General features: G+C 73.9%; 23 protein-coding genes. 15 read left to right on the forward strand and 8 right to left on the reverse strand.

Translation table 11 applies throughout. The features are described from left to right. The first annotated feature begins 84 nt into the window (after positions 1 to 84). From ACH4K4_RS12145 to ACH4K4_RS12155, 3 genes are all read left to right on the forward strand, one after another. On the forward strand, positions 85 to 276 hold the full coding sequence (locus ACH4K4_RS12145) for a hypothetical protein (RefSeq protein WP_398166754.1): 192 nt from the start codon (positions 85 to 87) through the stop codon (positions 274 to 276). A 60-nt stretch (positions 277 to 336) separates the two neighbouring features. Then, the gene (locus tag ACH4K4_RS12150) at positions 337 to 975 is read left to right on the forward strand and encodes a response regulator (protein WP_398166755.1); all 639 of its coding nucleotides are present in this window, start codon (positions 337 to 339) and stop codon (positions 973 to 975) included. Positions 976 to 1,083: 108 nt separating this feature from the next. After that, positions 1,084 to 2,235, forward strand: a complete 1,152-nt coding sequence (locus ACH4K4_RS12155) for a PP2C family protein-serine/threonine phosphatase (protein WP_398166756.1) — start codon at positions 1,084 to 1,086, stop codon at positions 2,233 to 2,235. Here the strand turns inward: ACH4K4_RS12155 and ACH4K4_RS12160 are convergent. Both ACH4K4_RS12160 and ACH4K4_RS12165 read right to left on the reverse strand, forming a co-directional pair. After that, a complete protein-coding gene (locus ACH4K4_RS12160; RefSeq protein WP_398166757.1) occupies positions 2,202 to 3,062 on the reverse strand; it encodes a tetratricopeptide repeat protein in 861 nt (286 codons plus the stop codon). The genes ACH4K4_RS12155 and ACH4K4_RS12160 overlap by 34 nt on opposite strands. Positions 3,063 to 3,079: 17 nt before the next feature. Further along, entirely contained in the window at positions 3,080 to 4,090 is a 1,011-nt protein-coding gene (locus tag ACH4K4_RS12165) for a GNAT family N-acetyltransferase (RefSeq protein ID WP_398166758.1), read from the reverse strand. Between the two features lie 139 nt (positions 4,091 to 4,229). Between ACH4K4_RS12165 and fdxA the strand changes: the two genes are divergently transcribed. Both fdxA and dapC read left to right on the forward strand, forming a co-directional pair. Then, the gene (gene fdxA / locus ACH4K4_RS12170; RefSeq protein WP_018089397.1) at positions 4,230 to 4,550 is read left to right on the forward strand and encodes a ferredoxin; all 321 of its coding nucleotides are present in this window, start codon (positions 4,230 to 4,232) and stop codon (positions 4,548 to 4,550) included. Between the two features lie 132 nt (positions 4,551 to 4,682). Continuing rightward, entirely contained in the window at positions 4,683 to 5,780 is a 1,098-nt protein-coding gene (dapC, locus tag ACH4K4_RS12175) for a succinyldiaminopimelate transaminase (protein WP_398166759.1), read from the forward strand. A 98-nt stretch (positions 5,781 to 5,878) separates the two neighbouring features. On the opposite strand, the gene ACH4K4_RS12180 is transcribed toward dapC, so the two are convergent. Then, complete coding sequence (locus ACH4K4_RS12180) at positions 5,879 to 6,448, reverse strand: ATP-binding protein (RefSeq protein WP_398166760.1); 570 nt, start codon at positions 6,446 to 6,448, stop codon at positions 5,879 to 5,881. Between the two features lie 430 nt (positions 6,449 to 6,878). After that, positions 6,879 to 7,889 (reverse strand): heavy metal transporter, encoded by a 1,011-nt coding sequence (locus tag ACH4K4_RS12185; protein WP_398166761.1) that lies wholly within the window; start codon positions 7,887 to 7,889, stop codon positions 6,879 to 6,881. Positions 7,890 to 7,930: 41 nt separating this feature from the next. Between ACH4K4_RS12185 and dapE the strand changes: the two genes are divergently transcribed. Continuing rightward, positions 7,931 to 9,022 carry a succinyl-diaminopimelate desuccinylase gene (gene dapE / locus ACH4K4_RS12190; RefSeq protein ID WP_398166762.1) on the forward strand — a complete coding sequence of 364 codons (1,092 nt, stop codon included), beginning with the start codon at positions 7,931 to 7,933 and terminating at the stop codon, positions 9,020 to 9,022. A 110-nt stretch (positions 9,023 to 9,132) separates the two neighbouring features. Continuing rightward, positions 9,133 to 9,885: a TIGR00730 family Rossman fold protein gene (locus ACH4K4_RS12195; RefSeq protein ID WP_360127791.1), complete on the forward strand. Its 753-nt coding sequence runs from the start codon at positions 9,133 to 9,135 to the stop codon at positions 9,883 to 9,885. Between the two features lie 6 nt (positions 9,886 to 9,891). Here ACH4K4_RS12195 and folP read toward each other — a convergent pair whose 3' ends face one another. After that, a complete protein-coding gene (folP, locus tag ACH4K4_RS12200; RefSeq protein ID WP_398166763.1) occupies positions 9,892 to 10,752 on the reverse strand; it encodes a dihydropteroate synthase in 861 nt (286 codons plus the stop codon). A gap of 90 nt (positions 10,753 to 10,842) precedes the next feature. On the opposite strand from folP, the gene ACH4K4_RS12205 reads away from it, so the two are divergent. After that, positions 10,843 to 11,328: a DivIVA domain-containing protein gene (locus tag ACH4K4_RS12205; protein ID WP_398166764.1), complete on the forward strand. Its 486-nt coding sequence runs from the start codon at positions 10,843 to 10,845 to the stop codon at positions 11,326 to 11,328. Beyond that, on the forward strand, positions 11,325 to 11,933 hold the full coding sequence (locus ACH4K4_RS12210; RefSeq protein WP_398166765.1) for a DNA-3-methyladenine glycosylase I: 609 nt from the start codon (positions 11,325 to 11,327) through the stop codon (positions 11,931 to 11,933). Before ACH4K4_RS12205 ends, ACH4K4_RS12210 begins: the two co-directional genes overlap by 4 nt. A 65-nt stretch (positions 11,934 to 11,998) precedes the next feature. On the opposite strand, the gene ACH4K4_RS12215 is transcribed toward ACH4K4_RS12210, so the two are convergent. After that, positions 11,999 to 12,799: an enoyl-CoA hydratase/isomerase family protein gene (locus tag ACH4K4_RS12215; protein ID WP_398166767.1), complete on the reverse strand. Its 801-nt coding sequence runs from the start codon at positions 12,797 to 12,799 to the stop codon at positions 11,999 to 12,001. 315 nt (positions 12,800 to 13,114) lie between these two features. Between ACH4K4_RS12215 and ACH4K4_RS12220 the strand changes: the two genes are divergently transcribed. Beyond that, on the forward strand, positions 13,115 to 13,282 hold the full coding sequence (locus tag ACH4K4_RS12220; RefSeq protein WP_003985072.1) for a DUF3117 domain-containing protein: 168 nt from the start codon (positions 13,115 to 13,117) through the stop codon (positions 13,280 to 13,282). Between the two features lie 173 nt (positions 13,283 to 13,455). On the opposite strand, the gene ACH4K4_RS12225 is transcribed toward ACH4K4_RS12220, so the two are convergent. Continuing rightward, complete coding sequence (locus ACH4K4_RS12225) at positions 13,456 to 14,139, reverse strand: O-methyltransferase (RefSeq protein ID WP_360127807.1); 684 nt, start codon at positions 14,137 to 14,139, stop codon at positions 13,456 to 13,458. 165 nt (positions 14,140 to 14,304) lie between these two features. Here ACH4K4_RS12225 and sigE point away from each other — a divergent pair, with 165 nt between their 5' ends. The 5 genes from sigE (at position 14,305) to ACH4K4_RS12250 (ending at position 19,620) form a co-directional block, all read left to right on the forward strand. Continuing rightward, positions 14,305 to 15,105, forward strand: coding sequence for an RNA polymerase sigma factor SigE (sigE, locus tag ACH4K4_RS12230; RefSeq protein ID WP_398167183.1), 801 nt, complete (start codon positions 14,305 to 14,307; stop codon positions 15,103 to 15,105). Continuing rightward, positions 15,102 to 16,091 (forward strand): zf-HC2 domain-containing protein, encoded by a 990-nt coding sequence (locus ACH4K4_RS12235; protein ID WP_398166768.1) that lies wholly within the window; start codon positions 15,102 to 15,104, stop codon positions 16,089 to 16,091. The genes sigE and ACH4K4_RS12235 overlap by 4 nt, the downstream gene beginning before the upstream one ends. Before the next feature lie 127 nt (positions 16,092 to 16,218). Next, entirely contained in the window at positions 16,219 to 18,150 is a 1,932-nt protein-coding gene (locus ACH4K4_RS12240; protein ID WP_398166769.1) for a trypsin-like peptidase domain-containing protein, read from the forward strand. A gap of 155 nt (positions 18,151 to 18,305) precedes the next feature. Continuing rightward, positions 18,306 to 18,791, forward strand: coding sequence for a sec-independent translocase (locus ACH4K4_RS12245; protein WP_398166770.1), 486 nt, complete (start codon positions 18,306 to 18,308; stop codon positions 18,789 to 18,791). 127 nt (positions 18,792 to 18,918) lie between these two features. Then, positions 18,919 to 19,620 (forward strand): hypothetical protein, encoded by a 702-nt coding sequence (locus ACH4K4_RS12250; RefSeq protein ID WP_398166771.1) that lies wholly within the window; start codon positions 18,919 to 18,921, stop codon positions 19,618 to 19,620. A gap of 122 nt (positions 19,621 to 19,742) precedes the next feature. Here the strand turns inward: ACH4K4_RS12250 and ACH4K4_RS12255 are convergent, their stop codons facing one another. Then, on the reverse strand, positions 19,743 to 20,903 hold the full coding sequence (locus tag ACH4K4_RS12255) for an Mrp/NBP35 family ATP-binding protein (protein ID WP_398166772.1): 1,161 nt from the start codon (positions 20,901 to 20,903) through the stop codon (positions 19,743 to 19,745). Between the last annotated feature and the right edge of the window lie 32 nt (positions 20,904 to 20,935).

Below are 20,935 nucleotides of genomic sequence, written 5' to 3' on the forward strand. Positions count from 1 at the left end.
ACGGCTTCGCCTCCGCTCCCCCCGATGGGGTGGCCCGCCGGGGAACCGGCCGCACCGCCGCCGCGGGCGGCGCACGCTACGGCCATGGCACCCATCGACCCGCGGGCCGTCGTCCGTCCCCTCGCCCCGCCCGGCTGCCCCACCTGCCGGGACCGGCGCGGACTGTGGAAGGACACCAGCGACACGGGCCGGGGCCGGGAGGTCTGGCACTGGTGGTGCTCCGGTTGCCGGCAGACCTTCGAGCCGACGCCCGGGCACAGACGGTTCCACGCCTAGCCCCTCGCCCCGCCACAACCCGCTGACCTGCGCATACCCCGTCCTGGCTAGGGTGGCCGCATGACCGACCCGCAAGGCGAGCAGCCTGTGAAGAATGTGCGCCTCCTCCTCGCCGAGGACCAGTCCATGGTCCGCGAAGCGCTGGCCGCGCTCCTGGGCCTGGAGCCGGACCTGGAGGTCGTGACGCAGGTCGCGCGGGGCGACGAGGTCGTCGGCGCGGCGCGGGCACGGCCCGTGGACGTCGCCCTGCTCGACATCGAGATGCCCGGCATCAGCGGCCTGGACGCCGCCGCCCTGCTGCGGGCCGAGTTCCCCGCGCTGAAGGTCGTCATCCTCACCACCTTCGGGCGGCCCGGCTACCTGCGCCGCGCGATGGAGAGCGGCGCCGACGCCTTCCTGGTCAAGGACGCCCCGGCCGCCCGGTTGGCGGACGCCGTACGCCGGGTGCTGCGCGGCGAGCGGGTCATCGACCCGGCGCTGGCGGCGGCCGCGCTGGCCGACGGGGTGAGCCCGCTGACCGACCGCGAGCGCGATGTGCTGCGCGCCGCGGCGGACGGTTCCACCAACGCCGAGATCGCCCGCGCCCTCACCCTTTCCCAGGGCACGGTGCGCAACTACCTGTCCACCGCGATCCAGAAGACCGGCGCCCGCAACCGCGCCGAAGCCGCCCGCACCGCGGCCGACAAGGGCTGGCTGTAGCCACCGCGGCCCACGGGCCCGCCGCTGTAACGAGCCTCACCCGCGCACCCGGGGCCACCAGGACCTTGGGCCCTGGGCCCGGCGGGGCGGCGGGCGCAGGCTGGAAGGGTGACGACTCTTCGGCGATCTCCCGGGCGCGACCGCCGTGTCGCGCCGCTGCTGATCGTCGCGACCCTGGCCATCACGCTGGCGGACGCCGGTACGGGACCCCAGCTGCACTTCGCCATGTTCATGGGGATCGCGCCGCTGATCGCCGCGCTGCGCTGCTCCTACCGGTGGACCGCGGCGGTCGCCTGCGTGTACGCCCTGTGCCAGGTCTACGTCCACCTCCGGCTGGTGCCGGACTGGGCACTGGCCAGCAAGGTCGTCGGCGTCTTCGGGACGGTGCTGGTCGCCGTCTTCGCGCTGGTGCTGTGCCGGACCCGGCTGGACCGGGAGGCGCTGCACGCCCGCACGAGGATGGTCGCCGACGCCGTGCAGCGGGAGATGCTGCGCGAGCTGCCGCTGACGGCGGGGCCGCTGGAGGCGTACGGGTTCTATGTCTCCGCCCAGGAGGGCGCACGCGTCGGCGGCGACATCTACGAAGCCGTACAGACGCCGCACGGGCTGCGGCTGGTGATCGGCGACGTACAGGGCAAGGGCATGCCCGCGATCGGTGCCGGGCACGAGGTGCTGGCGTCCTTCCGGGAGGCCGCGCACTACAAGGACACCCTCGAAGCCGTCGCCGAACGCATGGAACAGGCGCTGGCCCGCTACAACGTCCGCTCCGCCGAGCGCGGCGGCCAGGAGCGGTTCGTCACCGCGCTGCTGCTGGAGGTGCGCGGCGAAGACCGGGCCAGGGTGCTGTCCTGCGGCCACATCCCGTACTACCTCGTACGCGACGGCCAGGTCACCGAGCGCAGCGACGGCGAGGGCGGCCTGCCGCTGGGCCTCGGCCCGCTGACCGGCGAGCGGCGGCAGAGCGTGGCCGTCGAGCCGGTGGCGGACGACTGGATCGTGCTGTGCACCGACGGCGTGACCGAGGCGCGCGGCGCGGACGGCGCGTTCTACCCGCTGGCCGACCGGCTGGCCCGCTGGACGCACCTGGAGCCGGCCGAGCTGGCGGACACGCTCCGCGCCGACCTGGAGCGGTTCACCGGCGGCGAGCTGAAGGACGACGCGACCGTACTGATCGTGCGCCGCGGCCCGCACGCCGCCGGCGAGCGCGCCGGGGAAGCCCCGGCGGATCAGTTGAGCATCGCGCGCGCCGCTGCCGCCTGACGCCGCACCGCGTCCGCGGCGGCCGCGTCGACCGCCTCCACCACCTTCGCGTACTCCTCCAGCTCGGCCGCGCCGCCCAGAAAGTCACCGCGCTGCACCAGCAGTTGCGCGTGGTCGTGGCGCAGCCGCGCCGGGTGGCTGGGCAGCAGCAGGGACAGTTCGACCGCCCACAGCTGCACGTCGCTGCGCTCCGGCCGGGCGGCTGCCCACGCCCTGATGTTGTTCAGGACGCGCAGCACGATCTCCAGCGGATCGGCCGGCGCGAGCATCTGTTCGGTTAGCGGCGCCCCGGTCGCGCCCGCGACCAGCACCCCCGCGTCCTCGTCGGTGAGCAGCCGCCCGCCGTCGAAGGGATCGGCGAGCACGTGCGCGCCGTACGGGTCGCCGAAGCCGACGACGAAGTGGCCCGGCAGCGCCACCCCGTAGACCGGCGCGCCCGCCCGCCGCGCGACCTCCAGCCACACCACCGACAGCAGGATCGGCAGGCCGCGGCGCCGCCGCAGCACCTCGTGGAGCAGCGACGACTCCAGCCGCCTGTAGTCGGCGGGCGTGCCGCGGAAGCCGAGGCGCGCGCCGAGCAGTTCGGCGACGTTGCGGGCCCAGGGGCGCGGCCCGCCGGAGGGGCCGAACGGCAGCCGGCCGGCGAGCCCGTCCAGTTCGATCTGGGCCGCGTCCACGCCCGCCTCGTCCAGCGCGGGGTCGGCCTCCGCCGCGATCAGCAGGCACAGCCGGGCGAGGTCAGGGCGTTCGTCGCGCGCGGCCTCGGCGAACTGCCGTCGCCGCTCGGCGGACACGTCGTCCCCGTTCGGGTCCGGGTCGGGGTGCATGCGAGGTTCGTACCCGTTCAGCTCGGGCCTCCCTGAGCGGGACGCCAGTGGTGGTAATGGTGGTGGGTGACGAAGCCGAGCCCGTCGTAGAGCGCGCGGGCGCCGTCGTTGTCCGTCTCGACCTGGAGGTACGCGGCGGAGGCGCCCTCGTCGAGCGCCTTGCGGGCCAGCGCCGCCATCACGGCGGAGGCCAGCCCGCGCCGCCGGTGCTCCGCGCCGACCTCGACGGCCGCGAACCCGGCCCAGCGCCCGTCCACCACGCACCGCCCGATCGCGGCCACGCCGCCCGCCTCGTCCGGCACGCTCGCGAACCACACCGAAGGCCCGCCGTGCAGCACCTTGAGCACCTCGGGCCCCGGCCGCGCCGAGCGCCGGTAGCGGCGCAGCCAGCCGTCGTCGACCCGGCGGCCGAGCACCACCCGCGAGACGTCGGCGTCGAGGTCGCCGACGGGCGCCAGCGCGGCGATCCGGGTCTCCGCCGTGACCTCGCGGGTCCAGCCGCGGCCGGCCAGCTCGGCCGCCAGCGCCTCCTGGGTGCCCGGGGCGCCCGTGCTGACCTGGATGTAGACGGGCAGGGAGCGTTCGGCGTACCAGGCGCGGACCCGTCGCAGCGCGGTGTCCAGGGGCAGGCCCGGGTCGCCGAGGGCCGCCACCGAGTTGGCCCGCCGGGTGAACCCGGCGCTCGCCCGCAGCTGCCACTCGCCCAGCCACTCGCTCTCCACCGGCGGCCAGCCGCGGGCCGCCACCCGGTCCAGCTCGGGCGCGCTCGTCGCGGGGGAGCGGCGGCGGGCCGGCGCGGCGGGCACCGCCTTCCCGGCGACCAGGGCCGTCTCGCCGATGCGGACGACCTCTCCGTTCCGGCGTGTGATGCTCAGCACACCGTCGTCCCAGGATGTGAGAACACCAACCGTGTCGGTGAACTTCGCGCCCCCCTGCCCGGCGCCGGTCAAACGCCGGACAGATACCCTTTTGCCCACGTCAGCACGGGTGATGTGGACCTCCAACCGTCCGCCGGTAGTGAATTCCACGGCTCTACCCGCCCCTCTTGTTCGTCTCCTGCCCGGGAACGGAGATACTAGGTGCGGGCATCGACGACGCCGCGCTCCCGCGCGCCCCGCGGCGGAACTGCCAATCGGTCCGCCAGCCCTACCGAGGAGGAACGACAGCGTGACCTACGTCATCGCGCAGCCTTGTGTCGACGTCAAGGACAAGGCATGCATCGAGGAGTGCCCCGTCGACTGCATCTACGAGGGCTCCCGGTCCTTGTACATCCACCCGGACGAATGCGTCGACTGCGGCGCCTGCGAGCCGGTCTGCCCGGTCGAGGCGATCTTCTACGAGGACGACACCCCGGAGGAGTGGAAGGACTACTACAAGGCGAACGTCGAGTTCTTCGACGAGCTCGGTTCGCCCGGTGGTGCCAGCAAGCTGGGCCTGATCGAACGCGACCACCCCTTCATCGCAGCGCTGCCGCCGCAGAACCAGTAAGCGGCCGCATGGCGCCGCCCCGGTCCCGTACGGCCGGCCTCCCCGACGCGTAGTCCGAGGGAGCCGACGCCGCACGGGGCCGAGGTGTTTCCAGCCCTGTGCGGCCAGAGGAACGTGAGGAAAGAGAGCAACGTGGGCACCGTCTCATCCCGTCTTCCGGTCTTCCCCTGGGACCGGCTGGAGCCCTACAAGACCACGGCGGCCGCGTATGCCGACGGCATCGTGGACCTGTCCGTGGGCACTCCGGTCGACCCCGTGCCCGCGCTGGTGCAGAAAGCCCTCACGGCCGCCGCCGACAGCCCCGGCTACCCGACGGTGTGGGGCACCGCCGCGCTGCGCGACGCGATCACCTGCTGGGCCGGGGAGCGCCTGGGCGCCCCCGGACTCGGCCACGCCAACGTGCTGCCGGTCGTCGGCTCCAAGGAACTGGTCGCCTGGCTGCCGACCCAGCTCGGCCTGGGCGCCGGCGACCGCGTCGCGTACCCGCGCCTGGCCTACCCCACCTACGAGGTCGGCGCGCGCCTGGCGGGTGCCGAGCCGGTCGTCTACGACGACCCCTGGGGGCTGGACCCCGCCGGCCTCAAGCTGCTGTGGCTGAACTCGCCGTCCAACCCCACCGGCCGTGTGCTGAGCGCCGACGAGCTGCGCCGCACGGTCGCCTGGGCGCGCGAGCACGGCGTGCTGCTCTTCAGCGACGAGTGCTACATCGAGCTGGGCTGGGAGGCCGACCCGGTCTCCGTCCTGCACCCGGACGTCTGCGGCGGCTCGTACGACGGCATCGTGGCCGTCCACTCGCTGTCCAAGCGCTCCAACCTGGCCGGCTACCGCGCCGCCTTCCTCCTGGGGGACGCGGCGGTCCTCGGCGAGCTGCTCCAGATCCGCAAGCACGGCGGCATGATGATCCCCGCGCCCGTGCAGGCCGCCACGGTCGCGGCGCTCGGCGACACCGAGCACGTCGGCGAGCAGCGCGAGCGCTACGCCCGCCGCCGTACGGCGCTGCGCGAAGCCCTGGAGGCCGCCGGCTTCCGCATCGAGCACAGCGAGGCGTCGCTCTACCTGTGGGCGACGCGGGACGAGTCGTGCTGGGACACCGTCGCCGACCTCGCCAAGCGCGGCATCCTCGTCGCCCCGGGGGACTTCTACGGGACGGCGGGGGAGCGGTTCGTACGGGTCGCCTTCACCGCCACCGACGAGCGCGTGGACGAGGCGGTACGGCGCCTGGCGCAGTAGCCGCGCCCTTCCCGCGCACCCGCGCACACGAAGGCCCGGAGCGGACGCCTGCCGGTAGGCGTCCGCTCCGGGCCTCTCGCGTGGTCGCGGGTCCCGCGTCAGCTGATCGGCAGCCCGTTCGTCGGCAGGAGGTCCGAGGCCAGGCCGCTGCCGTTGACGCCCTCGGCCAGGTTGTCGGTCGACACCGAGTCGGTCAGGCTGTCGGTGGACAGGCCGTCGCCGGGCAGCGCGCCGGTCAGGTCGTCGGTCGGCAGGCCGTCCTCGGTGGCCGTGTGCAGGGTGTCGGTGAGGATGTCCCCCGCACTGTCCGCGGTGTCGCTGGCGGCGTTGCTCGCGGCGTTCTTGGCGGCCGGGGCGGTCTCCCGGAGCGTCTTGCCGGTGGTCTTGCCGGCGGACTTGCCCAGGGCCGGAACGGCCTTCTTGATGATCTTTCCGCCGGACTCGGCGGCGGTCCCGCCGGTCTCACCGGCGAGGTCGCCGGCACCCTGCACCGCGCCGTCGGCGGTGTCGGCGAGGCTCGCGGTGTCCATCGCGGTCAGTCCACCCAAGTCGGAGGAGGTCGGCAGTTCCACGGCGCTCGCGGAGCCTGCCGCGCCGACCACGGGGGCTGCGCCGGCTGCGACCAGCAGCGCGGCTCGGGCGATCCGACGCGAGAGGGGGAGGGACATGGTGCTCCTTTTACGGAGAGGGACTGGTTCTTCGGACAGACGTACCGTGTCCGCCGGGCGGGGCGCGGAGGCTGCCGGGCGGACGACGTGACTACCGCGTCAGGCCCGGGAAGGTTGCGGCACGGCCGGTAAAGAATCAGTGGGGGGTCACATAATCTGCTCCGGAGGAAACCGGGCAAAATGCGCCGTACGCAGGACAGTGCAGAAACGTCACATCCGAGTGTTCGGGCGGGTTCCGCCGCGTTCGGGTGAGCCCGTCGGCGTCAGCTCCGCACCGCCGCGCCGGGTTGACGCCATTAACTCGCCCGAGGGACCCGCCGGACGGCTGCTCGGTGACGTCCGGGGTGACGCCGCCGCGGCCGTACGAGTGACGGCGTGGCGGCCGTACGAAGGCGTCCGCGGCACCCGGGCGACGGCGCCGCGAGCGGATTCACGGCGCGGTGACGATCCGGACGTCCGCGGCGGACGCCCGCGCGGCCGCACCGGTCGCCCGCTGCCAGCCCTTCCCGGAATCGGCCGCCGACCACATCTTCCCGGCATAGGAAATCTGCTCGATGCCCAATGCGCCGGAGTGGGCCATCGCCCAGGTCGCCAGCTCCCAGCCGCGGCGCTCCGCCGCCGCACCCGTCCCGCGCGCGGCCGTACCGCCGGCCTGCCCGGCGCCCGCCGCCGCACCCTCGTCCCCGGCCTCGCCGCCGGGAGCGGACGGCCGCGCGGGCACCGTCAGCACCCGTCCGCCGTCCTGGTCCTTGCCGCCGTCCGGAGCGGCGCCGTCCGTGTGCGGCAGCACGTCTGGGCCGAACTCGCGCACCAGCTTCTCGCGCACCTGCTTCGTGCCGCCCGGGTGCTTCTCGTCCGCCGGGCGGTTCACCGAGCACGTCATCGCGGCCCCGTCGCGCCCGGTGAGGGCGCCGGTCAGCAGCGCCGCGTTCGGCTCGTGCTTGGCGTACGCCTGCGGGTAGCCGCTGCGCTGCACCTTCTGCGCCGCCACCGTCAGCGGCAGCCGCGAGTAGCCCGGCACCTTGACCAGGTGGGTGTAGAACTCCCCGGCCGAGTAGACCGGGTCCATGATCTGCTGCACGGTGCCCCAGTCCTGGGAAGGCCGCTGCTGGAAGAGGCCGACCGAATCGCGGTCGCCGAAGCCGATGTTGCGCAGCCCCGACTCCTGCATGGCGGTCGCCAGCGCGATCGTCACCGCCCGCTCCGGCAGCCCGCGCGAGGAGCCGACGGCCGAGATGGTCGCGGCGTTCGCGGCCTGTTCCGGCGAGATCTCGTACGGCACGCCGCCGTCCGAGGTCCGTACCGAACAGCGCGGCGCACCCGGGCCGCCGGTGACGTACTGCACGAGGAGGTACACGCCCAGCCCGGCGAGCACGGCGAAGGCCGCGCCGATACGCACGAGACGCTTGCGGCGAGCGGGGGCGGTGGGCTGGGAGGACACGCAGCCAACGGTACTGGAGGGCCGCCGGTAGGGTCGGATCCATGGAGCCCGCTACGCAGACCCCCGCACTGGACCTGTCCCGCGACGCGGCCGAGCTCACCGCTCAGCTCGTCGACATCCCCTCCGTCAGCCAGGACGAGAAGGTCCTCGCGGACGCCGTCGAACACGCGCTGCGCGCGCTCCCGCACCTGACGGTGGAGCGCGACGGCAACTGCGTGGTCGCGCGCACGGACCAGGGCCACGCCGAGCGGGTCGTACTGGCCGGCCACCTGGACACCGTGCCGATCGCCGACAACGTGCCCTCGCGGCTCGACGAGGACGGCGTCCTGTGGGGCTGCGGCACCACCGACATGAAGTCCGGCGTCGCGGTACAGCTGCGCATCGCCGCCACCGTCCCCGCGCCCAACCGCGACCTGACCTTCGTCTTCTACGACGCGGAGGAGATCGCCACCGAGTTCAACGGCCTCGGACGGCTGGCCGAGCACCACCCGGACTGGCTGGCGGGCGACTTCGCCGTCCTGCTGGAGCCCTCCGACACCCAGGTCGAGGGCGGCTGCCAGGGCACGCTGCGGGTGCTGCTGCGCACCGAGGGCGAGCGGGCCCACTCGGCGCGCAGCTGGATGGGCAGCAACGCCATCCACGCGGCGGCGCCGATCCTCGCGCGCCTGGCCGCCTACGAGCCGCGGCGCCCCGTCATCGACGGGCTCGAATACCGCGAGGGCCTGAACGCGGTACGGATCGAGGGCGGCGTGGCGGGCAACGTCATCCCCGACGCCTGCACGGTCGCCGTCAACTTCCGTTACGCGCCCGACCGCACCCCCGAGCAGGCGCTCGACCACGTCCGCGAGGTCTTCGCGGACTGCGGCGTCGCCGAACTCGTCGTCGACGACCACTCGCCGGGCGCCCTGCCGGGCCTGTCGCACCCCGCGGCCGTCGCCTTCATGGAGGCGGTCGGCGGCACCGCCAAGCCCAAGTTCGGCTGGACCGACGTCTCGCGCTTCAGCGCGCTGGGCGTGCCCGCCGTCAACTACGGGCCCGGAGACGCGCTGCTGGCCCACAAGAAGGACGAAAGGGTCGCCGTCGACCGCATCCGGCACTGCGAGGAGCGCCTGCGGGCCTGGCTCACGGCGTAACCGCCGGACGCACCTGCCGCGGTTGTCTCCCGGCAGCCGGAATCGGCCTGCCCGCCACCTGCGCCGATCTACCCTTGCCGGACACTGACCGGCAGCGGAGGGAGCACGATATGGCCAGCCCCGAGGAAGAGCGGGCGTGGGAGGAACAGCGGCTGGGGCCCGTGGTGCGCCGGCGCGGACAGGTACAGAAGGGCACCACGGACCAGCGGCTGCTGGACACCGCCGAGGGCGACACCGAATGGGTGCACACCGACCCCTGGCGGGTCATGCGCATCCAGTCGGAGTTCGTGGAGGGCTTCGGCGCCCTGGCCGAACTGCCGAGCGCCATCAGCGTCTTCGGCTCGGCCCGCACCCCCGTCGGCTCCCCCGAGTACGAGACGGGCGTCGCGCTGGGCCAGGCCCTGGTCGAGGCCGGCTTCGCGGTGATCACCGGCGGCGGGCCCGGCGTGATGGAGGCCGCCAACCGCGGCGCCAGGGACGCCAAGGGCGTCTCCGTCGGCCTGGGCATCGAGCTGCCCTTCGAACAGGGCATGAACCCGCACGTCGACATCGGCGTCAACTTCCGCTACTTCTTCGTCCGCAAAACGATGTTCGTGAAGTACGCGCAGGGGTTCGTCGTGCTGCCCGGCGGCATGGGCACCCTCGACGAGCTGTTCGAGGCGCTGACCCTCGTCCAGACGCGGAAGGTGACCCGCTTCCCGATCGTGCTCTTCGGTACGGAGTACTGGGGCGGCCTGGTCGACTGGCTGCGCGACACGGTGGTCGCGCAGGGCAAGGCGTCGGAGCACGACCTGCTGCTCTTCCACGTCACCGACGACGTGGACGAAGCGGTCGCGCTGGTCTCCAAGGAGACCGGGAAGTAGGAAAGCCTAGGCGAGTCCCCGGCGGGCGACCGCCGGGGGCCGGTGGCCCGCGATGGAGGCCACCATGTCCAGGACCTGCCGGGTCTCGGCGACCTCGTGGACGCGGTAGACCTGCGAGCCCAGCCACGCCGACACCGCGGTCGTCGCCAGCGTGCCGAGCAGCCGCTCCTTGACCGGCTTGTCCAGCGTCTCGCCGACGAAGTCCTTGTTGGACAGCGAGACCAGCACCGGCCACCCCGTGCCGGTCATCTCGCCGAGCCGGCGCGTCGCCTCCAGGCTGTGCCGGGTGTTCTTTCCGAAGTCGTGGCCCGGGTCGATCATGATCGCGTCGCGCCGGACGCCCAGCTCCACCGCGCGCTCGGCCAGGCCCAGCGTCACCCGCAGGATGTCCGCCATCACGTCCTCGTACGCCACCCGGTGCGGCCGGGTACGCGGCTCGACGCCGCCCGCGTGGGTGCACACCAGGCCCGCGCCGTAACGGGCCGCGACCTCGGCCAGCTTCGGGTCCACGCCGCCCCACGCGTCGTTGAGCAGGTCGGCGCCGGCCTCGCAGACCGCCTCGCCGACGTCGTGCCGCCAGGTGTCCACGCTGATCACCACGTCCGGGTACCGCTTGCGCACCTCGGCCACGAAGCCGACCGTGCGCCGGGCCTCCTCCTCGGCGCTCACCTCCTCGCCGGGGCCCGCCTTGACCCCGCCGATGTCGATGATCGCGGCGCCCTCCGCGATCGCCTGCTCCACCCGGGCCAGCGCGGGCTCGTCGGTGAAGGTGGCCCCCTGGTCGTAGAAGGAGTCCGGGGTCCTGTTCACGATGGCCATGATCACCGGCTCGTGCTCGGCGAACTCTCGATTCCCCAGCCGCAGCATTCCTTCTCCCTCTCCGTGGTCCGCCAGCGACCCTAACTGTCACACCCGCATGGCACGATCAGTGCAGACGCATAGCTCGGGGAGATGGTCGTGTTCTGGTTCTTGCTGATCGCGATGGTCGTGGTGGTCGCCGCGGTCACCCTCGCCGTGGTCGGCGGCGGGGGCGACGGCGGGCTGGCGGAGGCCGAGCCGGACCGGCTGCACGACCCGCTCCCCGCCGACCGGCCCGTCTCCCGCGCCGACGTGGAGGCGGTGCGCCTGCCGGTGTGCGTGCGCGGCTACCGGATGAACGACGTCGACGACGTGCTGGACCGCCTCGGCGCCGAGCTGGCCGAGCGGGACGCGCGCATCGCCGAGCTGGAGGCGGCCCTCGCGGGCGCGCACGCCGCGGCGATGGGCGGGGCCGGGCTGGTGGACGACGGCGCGGGCGGGGACGAGGGCCGGGCGGAGCGCCCCGAGGGGCCGCCGGGGGAAGGGCCGTCCGTAGCCCCCGCAGGTGACGGGCCGCCGGCGGACCCGACGAAGAAGGAGCGGCCGGTGACCGGCGGCGAGGCGGAAGGGCAGGCGACCTCATGACAGGAGTGGTCACGGCTCCGGACGGGGTGCCGCGCTGCCCGTGGGGCATGGAGTCGGAGAAAATGGCCGACTACCGCACGTACCACGACACGGAATGGGGCCTGCCGGTCCACGGCGACGACGCCCTCTTCGAGCGGATGTGCCTGGAGGCGTTCCAGTCCGGGCTGTCCTGGATCACGATCCTGCGCCGCCGCGAGGGTTTCCGTGCCGCGTTCGCCGGCTTCCGGATCGAGGCGGTCGCCCGCTTCACGGACGCGGACGCCGAGCGGCTGCTCGCCGATGCCCGCATCATCCGCAACCGCGCCAAGATCAGCGCCGTGATCAACAACGCCCGGGTCGCGGCCGAGCTGTCCCCGGGCGAGCTGGACCGGCTGATCTGGTCGTACGCGCCCGAGCGCGGCGGGCGGCGGGCGCCGCGCACCCTGTCCGACGTGGCGCCCGTCACCCCGGAGTCCACGGCCCTGGCCAAGGACCTCAAGAAGCGCGGCTTCCGCTTCGTCGGCCCCACGACGGCGTACGCCACGATGCAGGCGTGCGGCCTGGTGAACGACCATCTGGCGGACTGCCACGTGCGGGACGAGGTGGAGGCGGCGGCGAAGCACTGAAGCGCGGAGCCCGGCGGCCCCGCGCCTGGCCGCTCCGCGCCCCGGCCGCCTCGCACGCCCGCGTCCTAGCGGCCCAGGAACTTCGGCTTCTCCTTCTTCACGAACGCCTCGACCGCGATGTGGTGGTCCTCGGAGGCACCCGCCCGGGTCTGGAGTTCCTCCTCCTTGGCGAGCGTCCCGGCGAGCGAGTGCCCGGCCCCGTAGGCGAGGGATTCCTTGATCGCGGCGTAGGCGGCGGTCGGCCCTTCGGCCAGCGTGCGGGCCACCGCGGCCGCCTCGGCCGCCAGCTCCGCCGCCGGGACGACCTTGTTGGCGATGCCCAGGTCGTACGCCTCCTGGGCGCCGATGCTGCGCGGGAAGAGCAGCAGGTCGGCGGCGCGGCCGTGGCCGACGAGACGGGGCAGGGTCCAGGAGATCCCGGAGTCGGCGGTGAGCGCGACGCCGGCGAAGGACGTGTTGAAGGAGGCGGTGTCGGCGACGACCCGGTAGTCGGCGGCCAGCGCGAAGCCGGCGCCGGCGCCCGCCGCGACCCCGTTGACCCCCGCCACCACCGGCTTGGGCATCCCGGCGAGCGCCGTGACGATGGGGTTGTAGTGCTCCCGCACCGTGCTCATGGTCTGCCCGGAGCCCCGCTCGCGGTCCTCGGCCAGCAGGCCGATGTGCTCCTTGAGGTCCTGGCCCACGCAGAAGGCGCGCCCGGTGGCGGTCAGCAGGACGGCCCGTACGGCCGGATCGGCCGCCGCCTCCCGCAGCGTGTCCCGCAGGGCGGCCTTGGTCTCCGTGTTCATCGCGTTCATGGCGTCGGGGCGGTTGATCGTGATCGTCCCGACGCCGTCGGTCACGTCGTAGAGCACGGTGTCGGCCATGGTGAGGGTCCCCTCCGTCGCGGCTCGCCCTGCCCGGGAGTGGGCAGTCAGCGCTCAGGATGCCGGAGATCATCGGCGCCCGTCATGTGACGTACGTCAAACATCCGGTGCCGGCCGGACGCCGGTGGATGGCGAAGTATCGCAGCCCACTCCCCGAATTGGGTGGTTTTGCGAGAGCGCGTTGCCGAAGGGATGCTCCCCGATGTTGGTCATCGGGTCGTGCGATGCGGGATAATGACCTGGAAGCAATGTGTTCGATGCCGGTGACACCTGGGTTGTCGGCTGCGTGAGCTGGTTTCAGGAAGGGGAACGAGCATGGCGGCCATGAAGCCGCGGACGGGCGACGGCCCGCTCGAGGTGACCAAGGAGGGGCGGGGCATCGTCATGCGCGTTCCGCTCGAAGGCGGCGGTCGACTCGTCGTCGAGCTGACTCCCGACGAGGCCAAGGCCCTGGGCGAGGCCCTGGAGAAGGTCACCGTCTGACAGGGCAGCCGCCCTGATGCTGCGGTTTCCCGGGAGTGATGACCCCTGGACCCCCAGCCGAATACCTGGGCCCCGGTGGGCGCCGCGTGCATGTCGCGCGGCGCCCACCGGGGCCGCATTCGTTCTCGGGCCCGCGCGGTACGCGGGTCCCCCCGGTGCGCGCGCGGCCCTCGTCAGCCGCGCTTGACGGCGCACAGCAGGCCGTCGCCCACCGGCAGCAGGGACGAGACGAGCGCGTCGGTCTCGCGGAGCGTGCGCAGCAGCTCCCGCAGCCGCAGCACCTCGGCGGGCTGCGCCGCGGAGTCGACGGTGCGGCCGTCGGCGAAGACGCCCTCGAAACAGACCAGGCCACCGGGGCGCAGCAGCCGCAACGATTCAGCGAGATAGTCCAGGCACTCCATGCGGTCGCCGTCGCAGAAGACGAGGTCGTAGCCGCCGTCGGCGAGCCGGGGCAGGACGTCCAGGGCGCGCCCCGGGATGAAGCGCGCGCGGTTGCCCGCGAAGCCCGCTTCGCGGAACGCCTGCTTCGCGAACTGCTGCCGCTCGGGTTCCAGGTCGACCGTCGTCAGGACGCCGTCCGGCCGCATGCCGTGCAGGAGGTAGATGCCCGACACTCCCGTGCCGGTGCCTATCTCGGCGACCGCCTTGGCGTCCGCCGTCGCGGCGAGCATGCGCAGCGCGGTCCCGGTGCCCGTGGAGACCGCGCGGATGCCCGCTTCCCGCGCCCGGTCCCGGGACCAGTGCAGGGCGGCGTCGGCCTTGTCGTCGATGGTCCCGGCGCCGTACGCCTCGGCGAATGCCAAGTTCGTCTGCCGGTTGCCGGTAATGGCCCTCTCCTGTCCCCGTAGTTGACGCAACCGTGACTGTATCCGCTGCGTGCGGGAACCCGCAGATGGGACCGGGCGTTGAGGCAAGGCAGGGGGGATGCATCGGTGAAGACCCAGCGAGACGCGTGGGATGACGCGAAGCCAGGCCAAAAGCAGGTCAAATCTGCTTATCCGGAGCTAACGGGCGAGGTGGATATGGTAGGGGCTCTACTGGACACCACCAGAGCCACCAGGGGAGGTGCGGCTGCGGCGGGTGACCGATGGGCGCGCAGGCGCTTCAGGCGGTCGGTCGTCGAGCCGAAATCCGTGACAGACACTGCTGACCGTTCCCGTTCCCACGGCCTTAAGGGTAGGGGAGGGGCCTCCGACACCACCGCGACCGCGACGTTTGCCGCCGAAGCGGACGCGCAGGCGTGGACCCCGCCCAGCTGGGAGGAGATCGTCAGCACGCACAGCGCGCGTGTCTACCGCCTCGCCTACCGCCTCACGGGCAACCAGCACGACGCCGAGGACCTGACGCAGGAGGTGTTCGTCCGCGTCTTCCGCTCGCTGTCGACGTACACCCCCGGCACCTTCGAGGGCTGGCTGCACCGCATCACGACCAACCTCTTCCTGGACATGGTCCGCCGCCGCCAGCGCATCCGCTTCGACGCGCTCGGCGACGACGCGGCCGAGCGGCTCCCCAGCCGTGAGCCCTCCCCCCAGCAGCATTTCAACGACACCCACTTCGACGCCGACGTCCAGCAGGCGCTGGACACCCTCGCGCCCGAGTTCCGCGCCGCCGTGGTGCTCTGCGACATCGAGGGGCTGTCGTACGAGGAGATCGCCGCCACGCTCGGCGTGAAGCTGGGCACGGTCCGCAGCCGCATCCACCGCGGCCGCTCCCACCTGCGCAAGGCGCTCAAGCACCGCTCCCCGGCGGCGCGGGCGGAGGAGCGCGAGCGCGAGCAGCGGACCCTCGCCGCGGTCGCTACCGGGGAGGTCGGAATCGCGTGAGCGGTACAGGCGGTCCGTCCCCCGCCGAGCATCATCTCGGCGACCGCCTCGCGGCTCTGGTCGACGGGGAGTTGGGGCATGACGCGCGCGAGCGGGTGCTCGCGCATCTCGCTACGTGTGGAAAGTGCAAGGCGGAGGCGGACGACCAGCGGCAGCTGAAGAACGTCTTCGCGGAGACGGCGCCGCCCGGCCCCTCGGAAGGGCTGCTGGCACGCCTCCAGGGGCTGCCGGGCGGTGATGCCGACGGCTCGGGAAGTCGGCCGGTCGGCGGCGGGTTCGGCCGGGGCGCGTTCGGCGGTGACTTCGCCGGGGGCGGCGAGTTCGAGGCGCGCGGTGGTTCGTTCCGTTACGTCCCGTCCGGGAGCCATGCCATCGGCGGGGTGCCGCGGCAGCCGCGGCAGCGCGGCTTCCGCATCCACGAGAGCGAGCGGCCCGCGCCGCCGCGCAGGCGCTTCGCCTTCGCGGCGGCCGGCGCGGTCTCGCTGGCGGCGTTCGCGCTCGGCGGCGCGCTGCCGCTGGAGGCCGCGGTCGACACACCGGGCGGCCGCGCCGACGGCACCGGCAGCCAGACGACGCCGCTCGGCACCACCCCCGGGCCCCTCGGCCGGCCGGCCCTGACCCGCGGCGAGGCGCTGCTCGCGACGACCGCCCCGGGCGCCCCCTGGGCGCGTCCGGCGCCGGGCGCGGGCGTGTCCCCGGGCCCCGCCCCGAGCGCGCTGGGCGCCTCGGCGCCCGCCGTGCGCCCCTCCCCGCCGCTGTCCCTGGTCGCCTTCCCGTCCGACGGCCGGTCCGGGCTGCCGGCGCTGACCCTCCAGACGGGTCAGGCCATGCCGTACCACCCCGCGGCGGCACTGCTGACCGGCGCCCGCGTCGTGGGCCCGTACCCGCCGTCCGCCGAGGCCGGGCGCTATCCGGCCGGGTCCGCCGCGCCGCCCGCGCCCGCCTCCCGGGAGGGCCTGACGGCACACCGCCCCGCCCAGCGCTGACCGGGCCCTGCGCGAGGCCGCGCGGACCTGGTTGAATCGCCTCTTGGGCGGCGTCCCCTTGCGGGGCCGCGCCGTTGGCGAGGTGGCGGTGCCCGCCTGACACAGCGGGCGAATCGGTGGGGAGAACATGGACGAGGGCACGGCCGGGCCGAAGCGGAACGGGTGGAGCCGGCCGGACCGGCAGCCCGCGGAGCCGGCGGAGGCGGAGCCCACCGCCGCGCCCGGCCTCCCGGCGCCCGCCGCCGAACGGGACGCGGCGACACGCGAGTTCACGGCGCTGCCCGCCGAGGAGGGCAGCGGGGCGCCGGCTCCCGCGGAGCACGGTGACGCGTCCGGTGCCGCGCCCGCCGCGGGTTCCGGCGCGCCTCCGGCCGCCGAGCCCCGGGTTCCCGCCCCACCGCCCGCGCCGCCCCGGCAGCAGCCGCTGCATCCGCAGGACCCGTACGGCACACCCCCGTACGGCGATCCCGGCCCCTGGGCCCCCGCGCCGCCGGTGCAGCGCCCGATGGCGACCCCGCCGCGGGGCACCGGCGTCCCGCCGCACCAGCCGTACCCGGCCGTCCCGCCGCAGGCCCCCGCGGGCCAGGTGCCGCCGCAGCCCCACGGCGGCCCGGCCCGTACACCGATGCCGCAGCCCGAGCCGCCCGCCCCGCGCGAGGCCCCGCCGGCCGGCCAGGACACCGCCCTGCCCGCCGCCGTGGACGGCCCGCCGCTGCCCGCCGTGCCGCACGACGCGTCCGGCGCCCCGCTGCCCCCAGAGGCGCACGGCGCGCCCTTCCCGGCCCAGCCGCAGCAGGCACCGGCCGGCGCCGAGCCGCAGCCGGGCGCGGCGGCCGCCCACCCGGCCGACGGCCACTGGCAGCAGTACGACCCCTGGCAGGCGCCGCAGCCCGGCACGCCGATGCCGCTCGGCACGCCGCCCCCGCCCCCGCCGAAGCCCCGGCGCGGCGGCCGCGGGAGGCTGGCGGCCGGCGCGGTCGCGCTGGCGCTGCTGGCCGGCGGCGTGGGCGGCGGCGTCGGCGCGTACATCGAGCGCAACGGCGGTCTCGGCGCCATCGAGCTGCCGCAGTCCGGCGGCGACCGGGGCGGCCGCAAGCCGGACAGCGTCGCGGGCATCGCGCAGGCGGCCCTGCCCAGCGTGGTCACCCTGCACGTGCGCGGCAACAGCGAGCAGGGCACCGGTACCGGCTTCGTCCTGGACAAGCAGGGCCACATCCTGACCAACAACCACGTCGTCGAGCCGGCCGGCACCGGCGGCGAGATATCGGTCTCCTTCAGCGGCGGCGAGACGGCCAAGGCCAAGGTCATCGGCCGGGACGGCGGGTACGACCTGGCCGTCGTCAAGGTCGAGGGCGTCTCCGGGCTGCGCCCGCTGGCGCTCGGCGACTCCGACTCCGTACGGGTCGGCGACCCGGTCGTGGCGATCGGCGCCCCGTACGACCTCGCCAACACCGTCACGGCCGGCATCATCAGCGCCAAGCAGCGCCCCATCACGGCGGGCGGCAAGAAGGGCGACGGCAGCGACGTCTCGTACGTGGACGCCCTGCAGACCGACGCCCCGATCAACCCGGGCAACTCCGGCGGCCCGCTCGTCGACTCCCGGGCGCGGGTGATCGGCATCAACAGCGCCATCCGCGCGGCCGGCAGCGGCGGCGACGGCCTGGAGGGCGGCAGCCAGGGCGGCAGCATAGGCCTGGGCTTCGCCATCCCGATCAACCAGGGCAAGTGGGTGGCCGAGGAGCTGATCAACAAGGGCAAGGTCATGCACCCGGTGATCGGCGTCACGCTGGAGATGGAGTACGCGGGCGACGGCGCCCGGGTCAGCGCCAAGAGCAAGGACGGCGGCGCCCCCGTCACCCCCGGCGGGCCGGGCGCCAAGGCGGGCATCGAGCCGCGCGACGTGATCACCAAGGTCGACGGGCAGCCCGTGCACAGCGGCGAGGAGCTGATCGTCAAGGTCCGCAGCCACCGGCCGGGGGACCGGCTCACGCTGACCCTGCGGCGGGACGGCAGGGAACGGACCGCGCAGCTGACGCTCGGCGCCGCCAGCCAGGGGTGATCGTTTGAACGGTGTTGGGGCGGGCGACTCCCGGCGGCCACCCCGGGCCAGGTACCGTGATAGGCGGCCTGGCCCATAGGCCCGACACGTCCCCTTAGACCCCTCTAGACCCCCCTAGGTCCCGGTAGGCCGCGGATTACCCAAGGAGCTGCAAGGTGTTCTTCGACATAGGACCCCTAGAGCTGATCGCGCTCGTGATCCTTGCGGTGCTGATCTTCGGGCCGGACAAGTTGCCCAAGGTGATCTCGGATGTCATGGGATTCGTGCGCAAGGTGCGCGCGTTCTCGGACAGTGCCAAGGAGGACATCCGCAGCGAGCTGGGCCCCGAGTTCAAGGACTTCGAGTTCGAGGACCTCAAGCCCAAGAACTTCGTGCGCAAGCACGTGCTGGAGAACGACCAGTACGGCCTTCAGGAGATCCGTAACGGCTTCGACCTGAAGAAGGAGATGGCCGAGGTCACGGACGCGGTGCACGGCACCGACAGCGCCGCCTCCGCCGACCGGGGGTCCGCGTCCCGGGTGAGCTTCAGCAAGGAGTCGCCCGCCGCGGGCGACTCCGGTTCCACCGCGCCCGACATGTTCCGCAAGGGCGCGAAGCCGTCCGGGGGCGAGCGCCCGCCGTTCGATCCCGATGCCACCTGAACCGTCTTATGCAAGCCTTATGCCCGCTGGTGTTGACCGGGTTGACTATGCTCCCCGTGTCCGGGGTGAGGTCGCCTGAGGGGGGCGGGCCGCCCACGACGCAGGGCAACTAGGAGGCTCCGCGCAGATGGAGACGACGAGTCGGGCAGGAGTGCAGGCGGTTACCGCCGACGCCGGACGGAAGGTCGACGGCTACCTGTCGGCCGCTTTCCCGTGGTACGGACTCGACGACGCGTTCACAGGACCCCGCTGGCTGATGCAGGTCGGCGCGGCCGCGGACGGCACGGTCGAGCACGGTGCGACCGGCCACGGCGAGGAGCCGACCATAAAGGTGGAGACCGCGCCGGACGCGGAGCGCTTCGCGGTCGTGGTCACCGTCGCCAGCCGCCCGGTGCGGCGCAGCGCCGACGGTACGGGGGTCCTGGAGGCCACCTCGACCGCCACGGCGGCCTGGCTGGCCGGTTCCGGCCTGCTCTCGCGCACCTGGCCGACGCAGATGGACCGCACGCTCCGCCAGGACTGGCTGGACCAGCAGACGATGCTCGCCTGGGAGCTGGCGGACGACCTCGGGGGCGAGGGCTGGAGCGCACTGACGCTGCCCGTGGACGGCGTACCGACGCCGTTCCGCTACCGGGAGTCGGAGTACGGCTGGGTGCTGGCCGGTTCGGCCGGTGACGGCCCCGGGAGCGTGCACATCGGCGCGTACGGGCGCGGCATGAGCGCGTACGGCCTGGGCTTCGCGGTGGTCAAGGACATCGCCACCTACGAGGGCGGCGCGCGGTCGGGGGACGCCGACGGCGCGCGGACGGACGGCGTGGCCGCGGACTGAGCCGGTCCGGCGGCCGCGTACCGGGGAGCACACCCGGGGCCACCGCACGGGCCGTACGACGACGAAGGGGCGAGCCCGACGGGCCCGCCCCTCCGCATGTCCCGGCCGCTCGCCGGGCCGCCTCAGAACTTGTTGCGCGGCGTGATGCCCAGCGACATGCCCGACAGGCCGCGCTGCCGGCCGCCCAGCTTGCCCGCGATGGCACGGATCGCCGCGCCGGCCGGGGACTCCGGGTCGGTCAGCACCACCGGCTTGCCCTCGTCGCCGCCCTCGCGCAGCCGTACGTCGATCGGGATGGCGCCCAGCACCGGCACCTGTGTGCCGGTCGTCTTCGTCAGGCCCTCGGCGACCCGCTCGCCGCCGCCGGAGCCGAACACGTCGACCATCTCGTCGCAGTGCGGGCAGGGCAGCCCGGACATGTTCTCCACCACGCCGACGATCTTCTGGTGCGTCTGTACGGCGATGGAGCCGGCCCGCTCGGCGACCTCGGCGGCGGCCTGCTGCGGCGTCGTGACGACCAGGATCTCGGCGTTCGGGACAAGCTGCGCCACCGAGATGGCGATGTCGCCGGTGCCCGGGGGCAGGTCGAGCAGCAGCACGTCCAGGTCGCCCCAGTACACGTCCGCCAGGAACTGCTGGAGCGCGCGGTGCAGCATCGGGCCGCGCCAGACTACCGGGGCGTTGCCCGGGGTGAACATGCCGATGGAGATCACCTTCACGCCGTGGGCCGACGGCGGCATGATCATGTTCTCGACCTGGGTGGGACGGCCGTCGGCGCCCAGCATCCGGGGCACCGAGTGGCCGTAGATGTCGGCGTCCACCACGCCGACCTTCAGGCCGTCCGCCGCCATCGCCGCGGCCAGGTTGACCGTCACCGAGGACTTGCCGACGCCGCCCTTGCCGGAGGCGACCGCGTACACCCGGGTCAGCGAGCCCGGCTTGGCGAACGGCACCTCGCGCTCGGCGGTGCCGCCGCGCAGCGAGGAGGCCAGCTCCTTGCGCTGCTCGTCGCTCATCACGTCCAGCTCGACGGAGACGCCGGTGACGCCTTCGACGCGGCTCACGGCCTCGCGCACGTTCGACGTGATCGTCTCGCGCATCGGGCAGCCGGCGACCGTCAGGTAGACGGCCACCGCGACCGTGCCGTCCGCCGCGATCTGCACCGATTTGACCATGCCCAGTTCGGTGATGGGGCGGTGGATCTCGGGGTCGTTCACCGTGGCGAGCGCGGCGTGGACCGCGTCCTCGCCGGGCGCTGCGCCTTGGGGCGTGTCGGTAGCCATACCGAAATACTACGGCCGCGCGAAGCGCGTCC

Source organism: Streptomyces sp. NPDC017529, assembly GCF_044329785.1.
Lineage (GTDB): Bacteria > Actinomycetota > Actinomycetes > Streptomycetales > Streptomycetaceae > Streptomyces.